Origin of the sequence: Pseudomonas fluorescens (genome assembly GCF_002837185.1) — a bacterium.
In the GTDB taxonomy this organism is placed as follows: Bacteria; Pseudomonadota; Gammaproteobacteria; order Pseudomonadales; family Pseudomonadaceae; genus Aquipseudomonas; species Aquipseudomonas fluorescens_AM.
Genome location: NZ_KZ478022.1, coordinates 1 through 16,053, shown reverse-complemented (window position 1 = coordinate 16,053; position 16,053 = coordinate 1). Strand labels below are relative to the sequence as shown.

At 60.2% G+C, this 16,053-nt stretch carries 14 protein-coding genes; 9 read left to right on the top strand and 5 right to left on the bottom strand.

Annotated elements, in window-relative coordinates:
- The first annotated feature begins 430 nt into the window (after window positions 1-430).
- On the top strand, window positions 431-1,354 hold the full coding sequence (locus tag CIB54_RS23935) for a hypothetical protein (RefSeq protein WP_232790605.1): 924 nt from the start codon (window positions 431-433) through the stop codon (window positions 1,352-1,354).
- A gap of 56 nt (window positions 1,355-1,410) precedes the next feature.
- Here CIB54_RS23935 and CIB54_RS23930 read toward each other — a convergent pair whose 3' ends face one another.
- Window positions 1,411-2,562, bottom strand: a complete 1,152-nt coding sequence (locus tag CIB54_RS23930) for an MFS transporter (RefSeq protein ID WP_101221148.1) — start codon at window positions 2,560-2,562, stop codon at window positions 1,411-1,413.
- A 282-nt stretch (window positions 2,563-2,844) separates the two neighbouring features.
- Between CIB54_RS23930 and tssI the strand changes: the two genes are divergently transcribed.
- The 4 genes from tssI to CIB54_RS23910 are packed head-to-tail and all read left to right on the top strand — an operon-like array spanning window position 2,845 to window position 8,624.
- Entirely contained in the window at window positions 2,845-4,863 is a 2,019-nt protein-coding gene (gene tssI, locus CIB54_RS23925) for a type VI secretion system tip protein TssI/VgrG (RefSeq protein ID WP_101221147.1), read from the top strand.
- Window positions 4,863-5,699, top strand: coding sequence for a DUF4123 domain-containing protein (locus tag CIB54_RS23920; protein WP_101221146.1), 837 nt, complete (start codon window positions 4,863-4,865; stop codon window positions 5,697-5,699). Before tssI ends, CIB54_RS23920 begins: the two co-directional genes overlap by 1 nt.
- Complete coding sequence (locus CIB54_RS27765; RefSeq protein WP_101221145.1) at window positions 5,692-6,471, top strand: hypothetical protein; 780 nt, start codon at window positions 5,692-5,694, stop codon at window positions 6,469-6,471. The genes CIB54_RS23920 and CIB54_RS27765 overlap by 8 nt, the downstream gene beginning before the upstream one ends.
- A 14-nt stretch (window positions 6,472-6,485) precedes the next feature.
- The gene (locus CIB54_RS23910; protein WP_101221144.1) at window positions 6,486-8,624 is read left to right on the top strand and encodes a lipase family protein; all 2,139 of its coding nucleotides are present in this window, start codon (window positions 6,486-6,488) and stop codon (window positions 8,622-8,624) included.
- A gap of 7 nt (window positions 8,625-8,631) precedes the next feature.
- On the opposite strand, the gene codA is transcribed toward CIB54_RS23910, so the two are convergent.
- The 4 genes from codA to CIB54_RS23890 all read right to left on the bottom strand — a co-directional run bounded on the left by codA (window position 8,632) and on the right by CIB54_RS23890 (window position 12,928).
- The gene (gene codA / locus CIB54_RS23905) at window positions 8,632-9,867 is read right to left on the bottom strand and encodes a cytosine deaminase (protein WP_101221143.1); all 1,236 of its coding nucleotides are present in this window, start codon (window positions 9,865-9,867) and stop codon (window positions 8,632-8,634) included.
- Between the two features lie 64 nt (window positions 9,868-9,931).
- Window positions 9,932-11,200, bottom strand: a complete 1,269-nt coding sequence (gene codB / locus CIB54_RS23900; protein ID WP_065952291.1) for a cytosine permease — start codon at window positions 11,198-11,200, stop codon at window positions 9,932-9,934.
- Window positions 11,201-11,415: 215 nt separating this feature from the next.
- On the bottom strand, window positions 11,416-11,772 hold the full coding sequence (gene queD / locus CIB54_RS23895; protein WP_065952290.1) for a 6-carboxytetrahydropterin synthase QueD: 357 nt from the start codon (window positions 11,770-11,772) through the stop codon (window positions 11,416-11,418).
- Window positions 11,773-11,848: 76 nt separating this feature from the next.
- Window positions 11,849-12,928: a patatin-like phospholipase domain-containing protein gene (locus CIB54_RS23890; protein ID WP_101221142.1), complete on the bottom strand. Its 1,080-nt coding sequence runs from the start codon at window positions 12,926-12,928 to the stop codon at window positions 11,849-11,851.
- A 199-nt stretch (window positions 12,929-13,127) separates the two neighbouring features.
- On the opposite strand from CIB54_RS23890, the gene CIB54_RS23885 reads away from it, so the two are divergent.
- Genes CIB54_RS23885 through CIB54_RS23870 form a run of 4 tightly spaced genes read left to right on the top strand, consistent with a single transcriptional unit; the run spans window position 13,128 to window position 15,719 of the window.
- Window positions 13,128-13,430 (top strand): PepSY domain-containing protein, encoded by a 303-nt coding sequence (locus tag CIB54_RS23885; RefSeq protein WP_057726273.1) that lies wholly within the window; start codon window positions 13,128-13,130, stop codon window positions 13,428-13,430.
- On the top strand, window positions 13,430-13,741 hold the full coding sequence (locus tag CIB54_RS23880; RefSeq protein ID WP_065932885.1) for a PepSY domain-containing protein: 312 nt from the start codon (window positions 13,430-13,432) through the stop codon (window positions 13,739-13,741). The genes CIB54_RS23885 and CIB54_RS23880 overlap by 1 nt, the downstream gene beginning before the upstream one ends.
- A complete protein-coding gene (locus CIB54_RS23875; RefSeq protein ID WP_101221141.1) occupies window positions 13,741-14,409 on the top strand; it encodes a response regulator transcription factor in 669 nt (222 codons plus the stop codon). The genes CIB54_RS23880 and CIB54_RS23875 overlap by 1 nt, the downstream gene beginning before the upstream one ends.
- Window positions 14,406-15,719 (top strand): sensor histidine kinase, encoded by a 1,314-nt coding sequence (locus tag CIB54_RS23870; RefSeq protein ID WP_101221140.1) that lies wholly within the window; start codon window positions 14,406-14,408, stop codon window positions 15,717-15,719. The genes CIB54_RS23875 and CIB54_RS23870 overlap by 4 nt, the downstream gene beginning before the upstream one ends.
- Window positions 15,720-16,053 lie beyond the last annotated feature (334 nt).

The window sequence follows — 16,053 nt, the reverse complement described above, 5'->3', positions numbered from 1 at the left end:
GCTGTTGCAAGCTTGCCTGCTCCGGCAACTCCGGTGCAAAGCCCAGGCAAATCTCAGGCAAAGGGGCTCAACCTCACGTCATCGCCCAAGTTCAGTTTCAAGGCGCCTACGACCGAAGACTTTGACAGGGGCTCGCGAACCTCGGAGGACGGGCCGGCGCCTCGGTCTGCGTTGTCATTGCTCGAAACACTCTGGAGCAAATTATCACGTCGACCGTGATCCCTAGACGGACCACGTTGGGGAAAAGTCCGGCCAGTCTGGCTGGTTACAAACGCTCAAGTTTTACCTCGCCCATGCGCAGGACTTCTCGGAACCAATATTTTTTGAGTTGCCACACATCCGTTGCGTGTCTCGTGCTGACAGTCGACGCGGGTTGAAGACTGGGCACTCCAGGTTCAGTTGATGGAATCTAACTAGGGTGGGAATGAACATGACTTACGGGATTACTCCAGGCGCTGGAATACCTCTCATACCAAATCAGGAGCCTGCGCCGGCCAGTGGTGGTTACACGCGACTCAGCGTCGTCGACAAGGCGATCGGCACTCAGCAGCCGCTGGCAACGAACTCGAGTTTTGTCTCGAACAACCTGATGGTCAACGGCGCCAGCCGGCATTTCGACGGTCAAGGCATGTACGGCGGAATGTCGAATGTAGGAAATCCCTATATCAGTTCGGATGACCATCTGCTGGCGACAGACCTGGTCAGCAACTTTTCCATGCTGGATAAGTTCAAGACAGATGGCCATCTTACCCAGGGCGGACTGCAAAAAATTGCCGGTGAGGATGTGCATAAAAGCAGCGTCTCGGAACGCACCATCATGTTGGCCAGGGAGATACTCAATCGCCCCAGGGTCAACGAAGCGATTCTTGTGGATGGCGGTAAAATCACACCGGAAAGTCTGGCCAAAGCAGCCGAATTACTCACCGGTAATACCAACCCCAATACCCAGAGCGCGGATCCGTTCCATAGCATGTCCAACGCCCAGGTCGTTACGACATTCAGGGGCATGTTTGACCAGCTACGGGATAAGTCGGAAGATTTCTCCTGGCCATGGGATAAACACAGGTTTGTAAAAACAGACACGCTTGTCGAGATGAGCAAGGATCCTGACGAGCTGGATAGTAAAGGTAATGTTGTGCGAGACCCCGCCAACGGTTTCCCGAAAAAGCAATACAGCGAACAGCTGGTGTACCTCGCCAAAAACATCGTTGAAAGACCCGGCTTGCTGGACTCGCTGGACAATTACAAGGCTAACGGCTTCGCCCTGACGGGAAGTCGTAACAGTGATGGGTGGCTGAAGAACTACAGCATCGATCGATGGTTGGAAAACGATAAGATAGAAAAGGGCAACTGAAGGCGCCGCAGAGGCATGAGCGGGTTGCATGAATCAAGCCGCTCATACAGGCGAATTTATACGCGCAGTATCCTTCCGCTGATCGCCACCGCCGCCAGCAAACCACCGATCAGCAGGAAGGCGGTTGCCATGCTGCTGCCATGGGCAATGAACCCGATCACTGCCGGCCCTGCCAGGATGCCTGCGTAGCCCAGCGTGGTAATGGCGGGTACGGCAATGTGTTCCGGCATCACGCTCTGCTTGCCGACAGCGGTATAGAGCACCGGGACGATATTGGAGCACCCGGCGCCCACCAACGCGTACCCGAGCAGCGCCATTTCCCAGGCAGGGGAGAGCGTCGCCAGGAACACACCGGCCGCTGCCAGCGTGCCACCGCCCACGATCACTCGGGTAGCGCCCAGGCGCCGCACAATAATGTCACCGGTCAGGCGCCCGGCGGTCATGGTCAGGGCGAATGCCGCGTAGCCCAGGCCTGCATACGCTGCGTCCAGCCCGCGCTCGGCACTCAGGAACACCGCGCTCCAGTCCAGTACCGCGCCTTCAGCCAGGAAGACGATGAAACACAGGCAGCCGATAAACAGCACCACGCCATGGGGAATGGCGAACGCCGGCCCCGAGCTTTCACTGCCGTAGGGCAGTAAATGGGGCGCGGCCTTGAGCAGCGCCACTACCATGATGACGATCACTACCAGGGTTGCCTGCAGCGGCGACAAGCCCAGCCCCAGCAGGCCGGAGACCCCCGCCGCACCCACGATGCCGCCCAGGCTGAACAAGCCGTGGAAGCCCGACATCATGGTTTTCCCGCTGGCTCGTTCAACAATCACCGCTTGCAGGTTGACGGTCGAATCCACGGTACCCAGCCCTGCGCCAAACAGGAACAACCCCGCCATCAACAGCGGAATCGAACTCACGGTGGCCAGCATCGGCAGCGCCAGGCAGATCATGATAGTGCCGGCGGTCAACACGCGCCGGCAGCCAAAGCGCGACGCCAACACCCCTGCCACGGGCATGGCGAGAATCGATCCGACCCCCAGGCACAACAACAACAGACCAAGCGTGCCTTCGTTGAGTTGCGCGCGTGCCTTGGCGTACGGCACCAGCGGCGCCCAGGCCGCGATACCGAAGCCGGCGATGAAAAAAGCGATGCGGGTGGACATTTGCTCCAGCCGCCCGGGAACCACGGGGGCGGAAGTGGGGATGGCAGTCATGAATAATCCTTGGCGTTGCGTTCAACGAACGATGTCCGGCGCGACATCCTTGCATATCAGGCCTCGTCGGGCGAGCCGGGTTCCGTCGGGATCAGCGGGCGAGGCTTGGTAAAAGACGCTTCCATTCTCGCCTTACGAATCTTCTGTTTTATTTTCAAAGGGCCGTTTTTTTCCTGAAATCGCTAAGCTTCAGAGCGTTCAGGCGCTTTTTCTCGGTCAGCGTTCCAGCAATCAACGGGGAGAGCTTTTAATCAGCGGGTTATTGATGGCGGGTAACAACGGATGGTTGACGCGTTTGTTTCGTCACGTTTCAAATTAATGATTTCAGGCTGTACTGCCAATTTGCAGGTACTCGCTTTCGAAGGCAGTGAGTGTCTTGATCAGCCGTATTTCATACAGGTGCAAGTCGTCAGTGAAAACCCTGACCTGGAGCTGGAGGCGTTGCTGCATCAGCCGGCCTATCTGGATCTGGGCGCAACGGATCAAGGCCTGCACGGGGTGGTCTACGCCATCGGCCGTGATGCCGCGGGGGCCCGGCTCACCCATTACCACCTCACGCTCGCGCCCCGCTTGGCCTGCCTCGCCCATCGCCTTGACCAGCGGGTTTTCCAGCAGCGTAGCGTGCCGCAGATTATCGCCAGCGTGCTTGCGCAACACGGCATCCTCGCAGATGCCTACGCCTTCGAGCTCGGCCCGGTGATTTATCCGCCGCGGCTGTTTTGCGTGCAGTATGGGGAAACTGATCTGCACTTCATTCAGCGACTGTGCGAGGAAGAGGGTATCCATTACCACTTCCGTCATAGTGCCAACGGTCATTTACTGGTGTTTGGTGATGATCAGACGGTGTTTCAGCGTCTGCCGATGCAGCGATACTGCTCGACGCTTGATCCGTTGGCCGCAGCCAACGGCGTCAAGCGCTTCGATATACGCCTGGAAACCCGCAGTCGGCGAACAGTGCGCCGGGATCACGACTTCGAACACCCGTCGCTGCGGCTTCACGACGTCTCTGGCGGTGCACCGGGCACAGACCTTGAGGACTACCGTTACCCGGCAGGTTTCACCCGGCGTGCACGCGGGGCGCAATTGACGCGTCGCAGTCTGGAGCGGCATCAGTCCGACCGCCATCGCGCGTTGGGCAGCAGTGACCAGCCCCTGTTGCGCAGTGGTCACTTTCTTGCGTTGCAAGATCATCCGGATCCGACCTGCAATGACTTGTGGTTGCTCACCTCGGTGCGCCATGAAGGCTATCAGCCACAGGTCCTGGAGGAAGCGGCAGGCGATACGGACGCCTTCGTGAGGTATCGCAACCGTTTCACCGCGACCCCTTGGCGTGCCGTGCATCGGCCCCCCCTCAAACATCCCAAGGCCTCCATCAATGGCAGCCAGACGGCAACTGTTACGGGGCCCGCGGGCGAGGAGGTGCACTGCGACGCGTACGGTCGCGTGAAGGTGCGGTTTCATTGGGATCGGCTGGACAGGTCGGATGATAAAAGCAGCTGCTGGGTGAGGGTCGCAACCGGTTGGGCCGGTTCCGGGTTTGGCGCCATGATGATTCCACGGGTGGGCATGGAGGTGCTGGTGACCTTCCTGGAGGGTGACCCGGACCAGCCGGTGATCAATGGTTGCCTGCCCAACGCATCGCACATGCCGGCCTTTTCCCTGCCGCAGTACAAGACCCGCAGCGTGTTGCGCAGTTGCAGCGTTCCAGGTGGCGCGGGCAGCAACGAGCTGCACCTGGAAGACCGCTGTGGCGAGGAACTGATCTACCTGCGCGCCCAGCGTGATCTGGAGCAGCACGTGGGCCATGACAGCCGTTTGCACGTGCTCGGTGAGCGCAGCGAAGTCATCCGAGGCTTGAGCACGGTTCGTCTTGAGAGCGGTGAGCAGCGCCACATCACGGGCGAGCGCAGGGTTGTGCTCAAGGCAAGCGACCACCTCGCCGTGCAAGGCGACAGCCACACCCAGGTGGCCCAGGTCATGGTGATCGAAGCCGGCCAACAGATTCACCTGAAGGCGGGAGCCAGCCTTGTCATCGATGCGGGCGCTCAGTTGAGTTTCAAGGCGGGCGGCGAGTATTTGCAGATTCAGGCCGGCGGGATTTTCAGCAGCCGGCCGATCACTGTCGGCGGTTCGCCATGCGCTGCAAGGTCGGCCAGCCCTTCGTCTGTTGCGGGCATTCCTGAGGTTTCGGTCGTACAGGGCCTCATCACAGACTTGGCCGGCCAGTTGGATGCGGATTTTTGCCCCCTATGCGAGCGTTGTCGCGAAGGTCAATGCGATAGCACCGGGAGGGCCGCGTGATGCAGGACGTGCCTTATCAATGGATGGCGCAGCAGCAACAAGCGGGGCGTCGTCTGTGCCTGATACTCGAAGCCAGCAACGAGCGTTGCCAGTCGCTCATGGCGGCTCGCGACCTCTCGCAATATTGCCCGCTCTATGCTGAAACCGCGGCAGCGGAGCTGGCAAGCAAGGGCCCGGTGATCCTGCTATTGGAACAGACAGGCGAGCCTGTGTTGGCCAATCTTCTGCAAAACCCAGAGGCAAATCGAGGGTGGCTGGGCAGTTTGCCCAACGATGACTTGGCCAGTGTGACCCGACATTGGCGTGAGCGCCTGCTGGTCGGGTCAGAAGGTGAAAAGGCCCTGTACCGTTTTCACGACAACCGCACCCTGGCCCGTGCCCTGGCGTATCTGCCGGCAGAACACTGGCCGGTCTACCTGGGCCCGCTGACCAGCGTGTGCTGCTGGCATGAGGGACGTTGGTGCAGCCACGACAACCCCGCACCGGGTGAGTACCCGGTGCCCGATCCCGCGCCCTGGTTACAGGTGCCCAATCCCCAGGCGTCGGCCATTCTCCAGGCCAATATCCTGCGCTACCTGCTGGCCGAACACAGTGAAGACCTGGCGGCCCTGGTGGAGTTTCACGACCCCAGGATCTGGTTGGCCGGTGTGCTGGAGCAGGCCCGTCTCTGGCAATGGCGTTCGTCTGAGCAACTTGAATTCCTGGTGGTGCGCCGGCTGGAGGAGGCGACCCGGAGCAGTGTCATTCGCTGGCAGCCGCTGAAGGGGGAGGCACCCGGGCAGCATTTTGAGCGGGTGCGGGAACAGTGGTGCACAGAAGGGCTCGGGAATGCGTAGGTGGATGGGAAAAGTGTTGCTAGGCGTTGGGATGGTGTGGCTAACGGGGTGTGCGGGGAGGGCGGCGGATAGCTTTACGTTGGAGGTGGATTTGCCGGCGGGGTTTGACGCGTTAGGTGACGCTTCATACGCACCTGCATCAGGCGAACGCTGCAAACTGCCTGCAAGAAAGGGTAGGCGACCTGAGCTCAAAATATTCAAGGCTGTCAGCAAACCCGTCGCCAATAGGGTCAGTTTTGAGGTGCCATTAACGGAGCAGGTAAATGGCTGCCCTCTGGTATTGCGCAGCCTCGTTTTCGTAATTAATGCCAATTGGGGGCAACGCTGGTCGGATATCGGAAGGGACTATGCCCTTATCTATTTTCACGATAGCTGGGAGCCTGGAGTGCCTTTGATGCCCGAAGCGGGGGTCCAAGAGCTTCTTGGGCAATGCCAGTGGTTATTTCGTACCGCTGGCCCCAGGCATGCCCTTATTAAAAACCTTCGGTGCAAGTCACTGGATGCTGCCGGAACGCTAACTAGGGCGAGGCCAGGGGGGCATGTGCACCGTGACGGATTGTCCGGGAAAACGTTAAGGATGGTGTTGGCGTTCACAGAAGAGGAACAACCCGCTTTTGGTGATAACTGGGTAAAAGTTGCCCGTGGCTGGAAACGCTGCAGGGGCGAAAGTGAGGAGGATTTATTCGCGTTTTGTCGCGGCAATGTCTCCGATTTCAAGACTTTCAAAATGCCAGATGGGCGCTTATGCAGCGTATATCCAACGTGTGATTGATAGGGAGAAGCTTGATGAAACAGGATGCATGGAAGCAGCAGTTTTTTAACGACAGGATGCCTGCTTGCCCATCACGCGGAGATTGGTTGTCCTTGGGTCTCGTTGATGAAACCGGGAGTGGTAAGGCCTACGGTGGCCTGCTTTATACTCTCCAAGACAGTGTTGGACAGCAATACAGGGGACGGCTGGATGGGGACGGTTTTACCAGGCTGGAAGGTATTTATTGTGGCCCGGTAGTTCTCTTGATGGATGAGCCTTATTCGGGAACAGAAATACCCTATATCACGCTACTGAAGCGGCTTGACTACGCTTTACCCATTACGGAGCTTCAAGTACGCGCGGAGCAAACTTCTTTTCTAAGCAGCGATGGTCAATGTGTCGACGGTAACCCGGCACGGCAAAAAGCAGATCGTTTTTATCAGGTAGAGGTAAGTGATTTGGTTCGGTACAAAGCCCACTTACCTCCAACGTCCTCTGGGGCTCAACGGCCCACACGCAATGCGCTTAAGATGATTGCGGACCTGGGGTTCGGTCCTCCTGAGTCCTTATCCAAAGGGGTGGTGCTGTTCCCAAACCAATTTACGATTTTGGAGGTGCGTCCTCTACGAGCGCTACGGCCAATCATTTCCACTGATGATCAGTTTTGTGCACTGAACCTTTACCAACTGGCGCTCATGGCGACGTTGAGCTATTGCGAATTTGGTCAAGAGCTTCCAACCGGAGCCACGGATATGGTCACGTTTCCACTGAATCCGAGCATAGGAAACGTGTTCGTAGAGCAGTTGTCATGTTACCGGGAAGCTTGGAAGTTCGACTCAAAACAAGTAAAGCGGTTTTATCCACTGTATGAAGACGTAGCCTATTCCCGTCGCTTCGAAATCTTGCCTTTCGATCCTGAATTATATGAGCCTAACTACCAATCTGGTGAGCATCCGGAGCGCATACACTTTTTTAACGACGTTGAGTTCGGCACCGACACTCAAGCTTTTATCTGCCACCACGATGAGGTTGTACTCATAGCTGTCCGTGGTACTGCCAGTGGCGCGGACGCTTTACGCGACGCAGATGCTCATCAAGTCCCTTTCGTCGAAGGCGTAGGTAAAGCTCACCGAGGTTTTTACCAAGCATTTCAAGCTACGTTTCACTTTGTTCTGGATTACCTTTCGCGATATCACATCGGTCAACGTGTTGTCATCTGCGGCCACAGCCTGGGCGGCGCGATTGCCTTGCTGCTGGCTGAAGGGCTGCGCCGAATCCCGGACGCCCATTACAACCCACTCCTCTACACCTACGGCGCGCCCCGCGCCGCCGATTCCGAATTCACCGCAGGCGCCCGCGCCCTGGTTCACCACCGAATCGTCAACCATAACGACCCTGTCCCCAGTGTCCCGGCGCCGTGGATGAACACCACTGCCAAACTGTGGGTGCCGGGGGCTGTCACCTTGTTCAGTGCGCCCACCGCCGGCGGTTTGCTGTTCGCCGCAGGCCTGGTGCGCGTAGGTGGGAATGCCTACCAGCACCAGGGCGAACAACAGCACTTCATGCCCATCACGCTCCCGGATGGCACGCATTCTTCAGTGCTGTGGAAACCTGGCTGTGAATCGATCCAGGAACTGGGCTGCAATCGGGCGTTGCGGTTGCACGGCGACATGCCCGACCGCGACAACCTGTTGAGGCAGCTCTTCCAAACCAACCAGCACTTTATGACCGCCAGTTATATTCCTGCGGCCTGGGCGACATTGCGACGCTGGCAGCAAACCCTGGATAGCCAGGGTCCCCTGGTCACTGCGAGGGAGTTCGAGTTGCTTGATCGGGCGCTCGAAGACATGCGCGAGCAACTGAGGGCCAAGCGCCGCGAACTTGCCCGTATGCGCCCGGCCAACGACCGTGGCCATGAGCATAACGACGCCTTGAACGCAGAGATCGACCGCTTGCATACCAGTCGCGAGCGCTTGGCCAGCCTGCGCTGGCGCCGTCTCGATGGGCGCGATGTGTACGGCAGCCACGCCCAGGGCGCGCACCTGCAACAGGGCCTCAAGCGCTGGTTCACTCACCGCGAAAACCGAGTCTTGGCCCAGGTTGCCAGTATCCCTTCACCTGTCCACAGCGACCTGGGCAAAGTGCAAGTGCTGGACATCGACTCGATCGTCTAGCGCCGTGTTACATAAATTCCACCTGGGCCGGCTGACGCTTCATCAGCACCTTGCCGTTGCGGATCGAATACAACGGCAGGCCCTGGCTGCGAATCACCTCATAGTCGCTGTCTGCCGACAGCACCAACAGGTTGGCCGGTCGGCCGGGTGCCAGGCCGTAGCGGTCGCCGAGCGCCATGGCCTTGGCGCTGTTGTCGGTGACCAGGTCCAGGGCGCTCTGCAGGTTGCGGTAGCCGAGCATATGGCAGATGTGCAAACCGGCTTCCAATACCCGCAGGATGTTGCCGTTGCCCAAGGGGTACCAGGGGTCGACGATGGAGTCCTGGCCGAAACACACGTTCATGCCGGCTTCGAGCAGTTCGTTGACGCGGGTGACCCCTCGGCGTTTCGGGAAACTGTCAAAGCGGCCTTGCAGGTGGATACTTTCGGTGGGGCAGGAAACGAAGCTGATGCCGGAGTGACCCAGCAGGCGAAACAGTTTGGCGCAGTAGGCGTTGTCGTAGGAGCCCATGGCGGTGGTGTGGCTGGCAGTGACGCGGGCGCCCATGTCGCGGCTGCGCGCTTCTTCGGCCAGCACTTCGAGAAAGCGTGAGTGCGGGTCATCGGTTTCGTCGCAATGTACGTCCACCAGGCAGCCGGTGCGTTCGGCCAGGTCCATGAGGAACTTCACCGAACTCACCCCTTGATCGCGGGTGTACTCGAAGTGGGGGATGCCGCCAATGACATCGGCGCCCAGGCGAATGGCTTCTTCCATCAGTTCACGGCCATTGCGGAACGACTCGATGCCTTCCTGGGGAAAGGCCACGATTTGCAGATCGATCAGGTGCGCGCTTTCTTCACGCACTTGCAGCATGGCTTTGAGCGCGGTGAGGTCCGGGTCGGTCACGTCGACGTGGGTGCGCACATGCTGGATACCATGGGCGGCGAGGGCCTGGATGGTTTTCTTCGCGCGAGTCCTGGTGTCTTCCTCCGTGATGGTGGCTTTGCGTTCGCCCCAGCATTCGATGCCTTCGAACAAGGTGCCGCTCATGTTCCAGCGGGGTTCGCCGGCGGTGAGGGTGGCATCCAGGTGAATGTGCGGTTCGACGAAGGGCGGGATCACCAGGTTGCCAGCGGCATCCAGGTCGTCGGCCATTGACATCGGTACGCCTGTTTGCGCAGTGATGCTGGCGATCCGGCCATGTTCCAGGTGCAGATCATGCAGGCCTTCACGGTCGCGCAGGCGGGCATTGATGATGTGCATGGTCAAGTTCCTCTTGGCTAAATTCAATCAGGCGACCGTCAGATTACCATTGGCGGTGCTCAGGCTATGCCTGGGCGTCAGCCAGCGGTGCGCGCACGCGCAGTACGGCGCTGAGCAGTATGTAGGTGAGCGACGCGGCCGCGATCCCCACGAGCGGTGCAACCCAAGGCGAGTTGAACGCCAGCAGCGTACCCACCGCGTACGCCGTCAGCCCGGGCCAGTTAAACGCGGGCAGGCGGGCATCCGCCAGGCGTGGGTACTGGCCGCGATAGCGATAGAAGAAGTCCGCCATGATCACCCCGCCAATCGGCGGGATCACCGTGCCCAACAGAATCAGGTACGGCACGAGCATGTCGTACATGCCCAGCAAGGCGAGCAGGGTGCCGATCACCGCACCGGCCAGGGTCACGGTTTTGCGCCGCCGGGTGCGCAGCAGATTGCAACCGGCGACGGCGAAGTTGTAGATGGTGTTGTCCTGGGTGCTCCAGATGTTGAGCAGCAACATGGCCATCGCCGCCATGGCGAAACCCTGCAACAGCAACACTTCCACCACATCCGGTTGCTGATAGACGATCGCGCCGTAGGCGCCGATCAGAACCATCAGGCCGTTGCCGATAAAAAAACCGATCAGGCTGGCCAACACCGCGACCCTGGCCGAGCGGGAGAACCGCGTCCAGTTGGTGGCCTGGGTTGCGCCGCTGACAAAGGTGCCGAACACCAGGGTGATCGCCGTGGACAGGTCCAGCTCGGCGGTCGGCACCACCGCCAGCAGGCCGTCCAGCCCGCCGACCTTCACGGTGGCGACCCACATCGACAGCAACAGCAAAAGGCCCATGGCGGGCACCGCGATATAAGACAGGATTTCCAGCCCGCGATACCCCACGTACGCGGTCGCACAGAACACCAGGCCAAACACCACCATCAAGGCCAGTACGCTGCCCTGACTTAATGCGAAATACTTGCCCAGCACCACGGCGGCCGTGGCGGTACCCCAGGCGTACCAGCCAATCTGGGTGAAACCGAGGATCAGGTCACTGAGCTTGCTGCCGATTTCACCAAAGCAGAACCGCCCCATCAATACCGAGTTCAGGCCGCTCTTGAAGGCGATGTACCCCAGCCCTGCGGCGTATATACCCAGCAGCAGGTTACCCAGGGCCACGACGCCGAGCATGCCGGTAAAACTGAAGGCCACCCCCAGCTTGCCGCCGGCAAACATCGTTGCCGTAAAAAACGTGAACCCCAGCAGCACCATGGCCGTGGATGCCAGGCCCTTGCGCGCATGCAGAGGCACTTCACTGAGCGGGTAATCGTTGCCGGATTCTTGCTGAGTCATGTGCCTTGCTCCCTGAATGATGACGCTGGCCTGTTGCACCGAGCGTGCCAAGCCTTCGGCAACGGTGTATCGACAGCCAAGCGCAGGGAGATGGTCGGCGCGATGGTTCCAGGTGGCCTATCAAGCGCGAAAGCAGTGCAGCCGTGGAACAAATTGGATCAGTGGCGCCAGGCGTAAAAAAACCACCCGCAGGTGGTTCTTCAACGCTGGATCGCTTACTCGCCGCGATAAATGCACCCGCTGGTGCACGTCTCATGGATGCGAATCGCGCTGAGTTCCGGCAGCAAGGGTTTCAATTCAATCCAGATCCACTTGGCCAGCACTTCGCTGGTGGGGTTTTCCAGGCCGGGGATGTCATTGAGGTAATTGTGGTCGAGACGCTCGTAGAGCGGCTTGAAAATCGCCTTGATTTCCGAGAAGTCGCGAATCCAGCCGGTATGGGGATCCAGGTCGCCGCTCAAGTGGATCGCCACCTTGAACGAATGCCCGTGCAGGCGCCCGCATTTATGGCCGTCCGGGACGTGGGGCAGGCGGTGGGCGGATTCGAACGTAAACTCTTTGAAGATTTCCACGGTATTTTCAGCTCGGTCAGGTATCTGGCAGGCGGCGAGTTTAACAGCTTGACCTGTCGCCGCGCATACCGCTGGGTCAAAGTGCTTGCAAACGCTCGCCCAGGCCACCGTTGTCCGCCAACTGCAGGAACTCATCCCCCAACCGTCGACTCTCGCTCATTGCCGTCTGCCAGTACCTGTTGCGACTCGGGTCATCGCCCATGAAGCGCTTGAAGTCGCTGCGGTCCGGCAATTTGCCGTGGGGCAGGCGGGCCAGGTAGTCCTTTGACGGCGCCAGCAGCAGGACATCCTGCAATCCTTGTGGGTTGCTGCGTCGCCACGGCAGTCCCTTGTCAAACCAGCCCGGAATGACGCGATCGGTAAAGTGCGGGTACAGCACGATATCGTCGCCGCGGTAGGGCAGGTCGAGGTGGTAGTCCAACAGGCCGCCGTCGCGGTAGGTTCCAACGCCTGCGCCGGGCAGGTCGCGCACACCTTGCATCACCATGGGAATCGAGCCGGACGCCAGCAGCGCCTGGCGCAGGTTGCCCATTTGCAGTTCTAGGAAGCGCGACGGGAAATCCTTCAGCGCATGCACCGGCGGCACTTGGCGGGGGTCGTGGACGATCAGCCGTTCGAAATGCCGCGACAGCCGTGCGCGGCCGCGCAGGTTATCGGCAATCACCGATGACAGGCCCAGCCCCAGCCGGCCGCGATGGTCATCGGCGAGCAGGCCATGGCTTTTAACCACCATGATGTTCAGGCGATAGTCGGGGTTGTTCAGTACGTGTGCATCGCGGCCGGCCAGCAGGTCATCGAGCATGCGCTGACAGCTCTGGCTGACTTCGGCCATGGTCACGCCTTTGGCGAAACGCTGTTCGTTATATAGGCGGCCCAGGTCGAGCAAGCCTTGCACCGGGTCGGGCAGGCAAGCGCTGGCAAACCGCCAGGAACCGATGGAAGCACCGATCAGCGCCCGCTCCCGAGGCGCGCGCGCCAGCCAGTCGCCGAATAGCGCCAGGTCCAGGCCTTGTATGCCCAGGGCCTTGGGGCCGCCGGCCGCGCCCGGAAGGATGCCAACGTCAGCAGGGGCAAGGCCTTGTTCACGAATGCGTGCAAAGGCGCGTTTGCCGGCCTTGAGCGTCAGGGCGGGGAACTTGATGTGGATTGCAGTCATACCGGTCTCTGTCAAAGCGATCGTAGGCGCGAGCTCGCCAAACATGTCAACGATGCCGCGTGAACCTTTATAAACGCTGCGCCAGCGAGAGCAAGCGCGCGCCTCCAGCAAATTGCCATGGTGGCAATTCAGTTTCAGTTAAGTTGCCGCGCGTACCGTAATCCGTTGTAGGAAAAACATCCTGAAACGGAGACTTATCATGAAGCGCCTCACAGCGCTGGTCGCCGCCGGTATCATTGCGTCCTCGGTCACGCCGGCCTGGGCAATGGACCCCGACAAACCACTGAAATTGCCTGGCACTGTTACAATTGTTGCCTTCGATCAGCTTGAAGCCGCCGCCCTGGCTTTGCATCCGGGTTCGACCTTGCTGGGCACCGACCTGGACGAGGAGTACGGCAAGTACATCTACCAGGTCGAACTGGAAGATGCCCACGGCCTTGAATGGGATGTTGAATTGGACGCGCTCACCGGGCACGTTCTCAAGAATCATCAGGACACGTAATGACGCTATATCGACGCGCCGGTAGTCTGGTGCTGCTGGCGCTCCTGGCCTTTTGCTCAAGCCTGGCCGCTCGCGACCTCAATCAGGATGAAGCCTTGGCGCTGCGACAGCAGGGCGTGATCCTGCCGCTGGAGCTCCTGTTGCATAAGGCGATGTCACGCTACCCTGGGGGCCGGCTGCTGGAGGCGGAGCTGGAGCTCAAGCATGGCCAATACGCCTATGAAGTGGAACTGGTGACCACCGAAGGCGTCGTGCGCGAAATCAAGCTCGACGCCACCGACGGTACATTGATCAAAGATAAGGAAGACTGATGCGCCTGCTTCTGGTGGAAGACAACGTCCCGCTGGCCGATGAGCTGCTGGCCGGCCTGCAGCGCCAAGGCTATGCCGTCGATTGGCTGGCCGATGGACGCGACGCGGCGTACCAGGGCCGCAGCGAACCCTATGACCTGATCATCCTCGACCTTGGCCTGCCGGGCTTGCCGGGGCTTGACGTGCTGGCGCAATGGCGCGCGGCTGGCCTGGCCACGCCGGTGCTGGTGCTGACGGCGCGCGATTCCTGGGCAGAACGCATCGAGGGGCTCAAGGCCGGCGCCGATGATTACCTGAGCAAGCCTTTTCACCCCGAAGAGCTGCACCTGCGCATCCAGGCGCTGTTACGCCGGGCCCACGGGCATGCCAACCAACCGACCCTGCAAGCCGCCGGCCTGCACCTGGACGAAGGCCGCCAGTGCGTGCTGCGCGACGGTGACGAGATCCAGCTCACGGCCGCCGAGTTCCGCCTGTTGCGCTATTTCATGCTGCACCCCGAACAGATCCTGTCCAAAAGCCATCTGGCCGAGCATCTCTATGACGGCGAGACCGAGCGCGATTCCAACGTGCTGGAAGTGCACGTCAACCATCTGCGCCGCAAACTGGGGCGCTGTGTGATCGAAACCCGGCGCGGCCAGGGTTACCGGTTTGGCGCCAGCCCTGCATGAAGTCGATCCAACGGCGCTTGAGCCTGGGGTTGATCAGCGTGATGGTGATCGTCGGCGTAGTGCTGGCGCAAACCAGCCTGTGGCTGTTCGAGGCCGGTTTGCAGCGCTACCTGGAGGCGGGGCTGCGCAACGACAGCGAAAACCTGCTGGTGGCGCTGGTGCGTGGGCCCAACGGCGTACAGTTGGATGAGCAGCGCCTGTCACCGGCCTATCAACGGCCATTCTCGGGGCACTACTTCCGCATTGATTTTGCCGACACACACTGGCGCTCCCGCTCATTGTGGGACCAGGAACTGCCGACGCTTCCCGAGGCCGGGCTCAAGGGCAACCTGCAACTGGGGCCTGAAGGCCAGAAACTGTTGGTATTGCGCTCGGACTACAAACGCTTCGGCCAACCGATCTCCATCAGCGTGGCGCAGGACTACACGCCGGTACGGGAAAGCTTTCGCCTGATGCGCCATATCGGCCTGGTACTGGGGCTGGCGGCCTTGCTGGTGGTGTTGGTGTTGCAGCGCATCACCGTGCGCCGCGCCTTGCGTCCGCTGGAAACCGCGCGCAATCAGATTGCGCAATTGCAGCAGGGCCAGCGTTCGCAATTGGACACCCAGGTGCCGCTGGAGCTGGAGCCGCTGGTGGCGCAGATCAACCATTTGCTGGCGCACACCGAAGACAGCCTCAAACGCTCGCGCAACGCCCTGGGCAACCTGGGGCATGCGCTGAAAACCCCATTGGCGGTGATGCTGAGTGCCGCGTCGAGCGAGGCGCTCAGGGATCAGCCGCAGTTGAGCAAGTTATTGCGCGATCAGCTTGAACAGGTGCAGCAGCGCCTCAACCGCGAGCTCAATCGCGCGCGCCTGGCCGGTGAAACCTTGCCGGGTGCGTTGTTCGACTGTGAAAAGGAACTGCCGGGGCTGTTGGCCACCCTGCGCATGATCCACGGCGAACACCTGGACCTCAGCTGCCATGTCGCCCCCGGCCTGCAACTGCCCTGGGACCGGGAAGATTTGCTGGAGTTGCTCGGCAACCTGCTGGACAACGCCTGCAAATGGGCGGACGCCGAAGTTCGACTGAGCGTGAGTGAGACGCCGCACGGCTACCGGCTGGCGGTCGAAGACGATGGCCCGGGAATTCCAGAGATCCAGCGTGAACAGGTGTTCAGCCGTGGCGCACGCCTGGATGAACAGATCGACGGTCACGGCCTGGGGCTGGGCATCGTGCGCGATATTGTCGAAGTGTGGGGCGGGGTACTGCAGTTGCAGGAAAGTGAGCTGGGCGGGCTCAAGGCGCTGATCGAATTGCCCAGGCGGTAGTGCAGATTTAAACATGTGGGGGGGGCGGTGCGACGATTCGACTTGCCCCCCCATTGCTACTCGTCAGCCTATGACTATCTTTCTGATGCTCCACAATCCTATGTGGGAGGGGGCTTGCCCCCGATGGCGGCCTCCGGGCTGGCCAGGATGTTGGATCAGACCGAGTACATATCCGTTTCTGCGGTAATGGCTGCTATGGGTTCCGCCCTTACGGCGGCTCACTTTTGAACAGCGCAAAAGTAAGCAAAACGCTCTTGCCCCACCACTCGGCACCTCGCCTAGGCTCGGTGTGCCCGAACGCAGGCTTGAATCCGTGGGCCGCCGCCACGCGCCA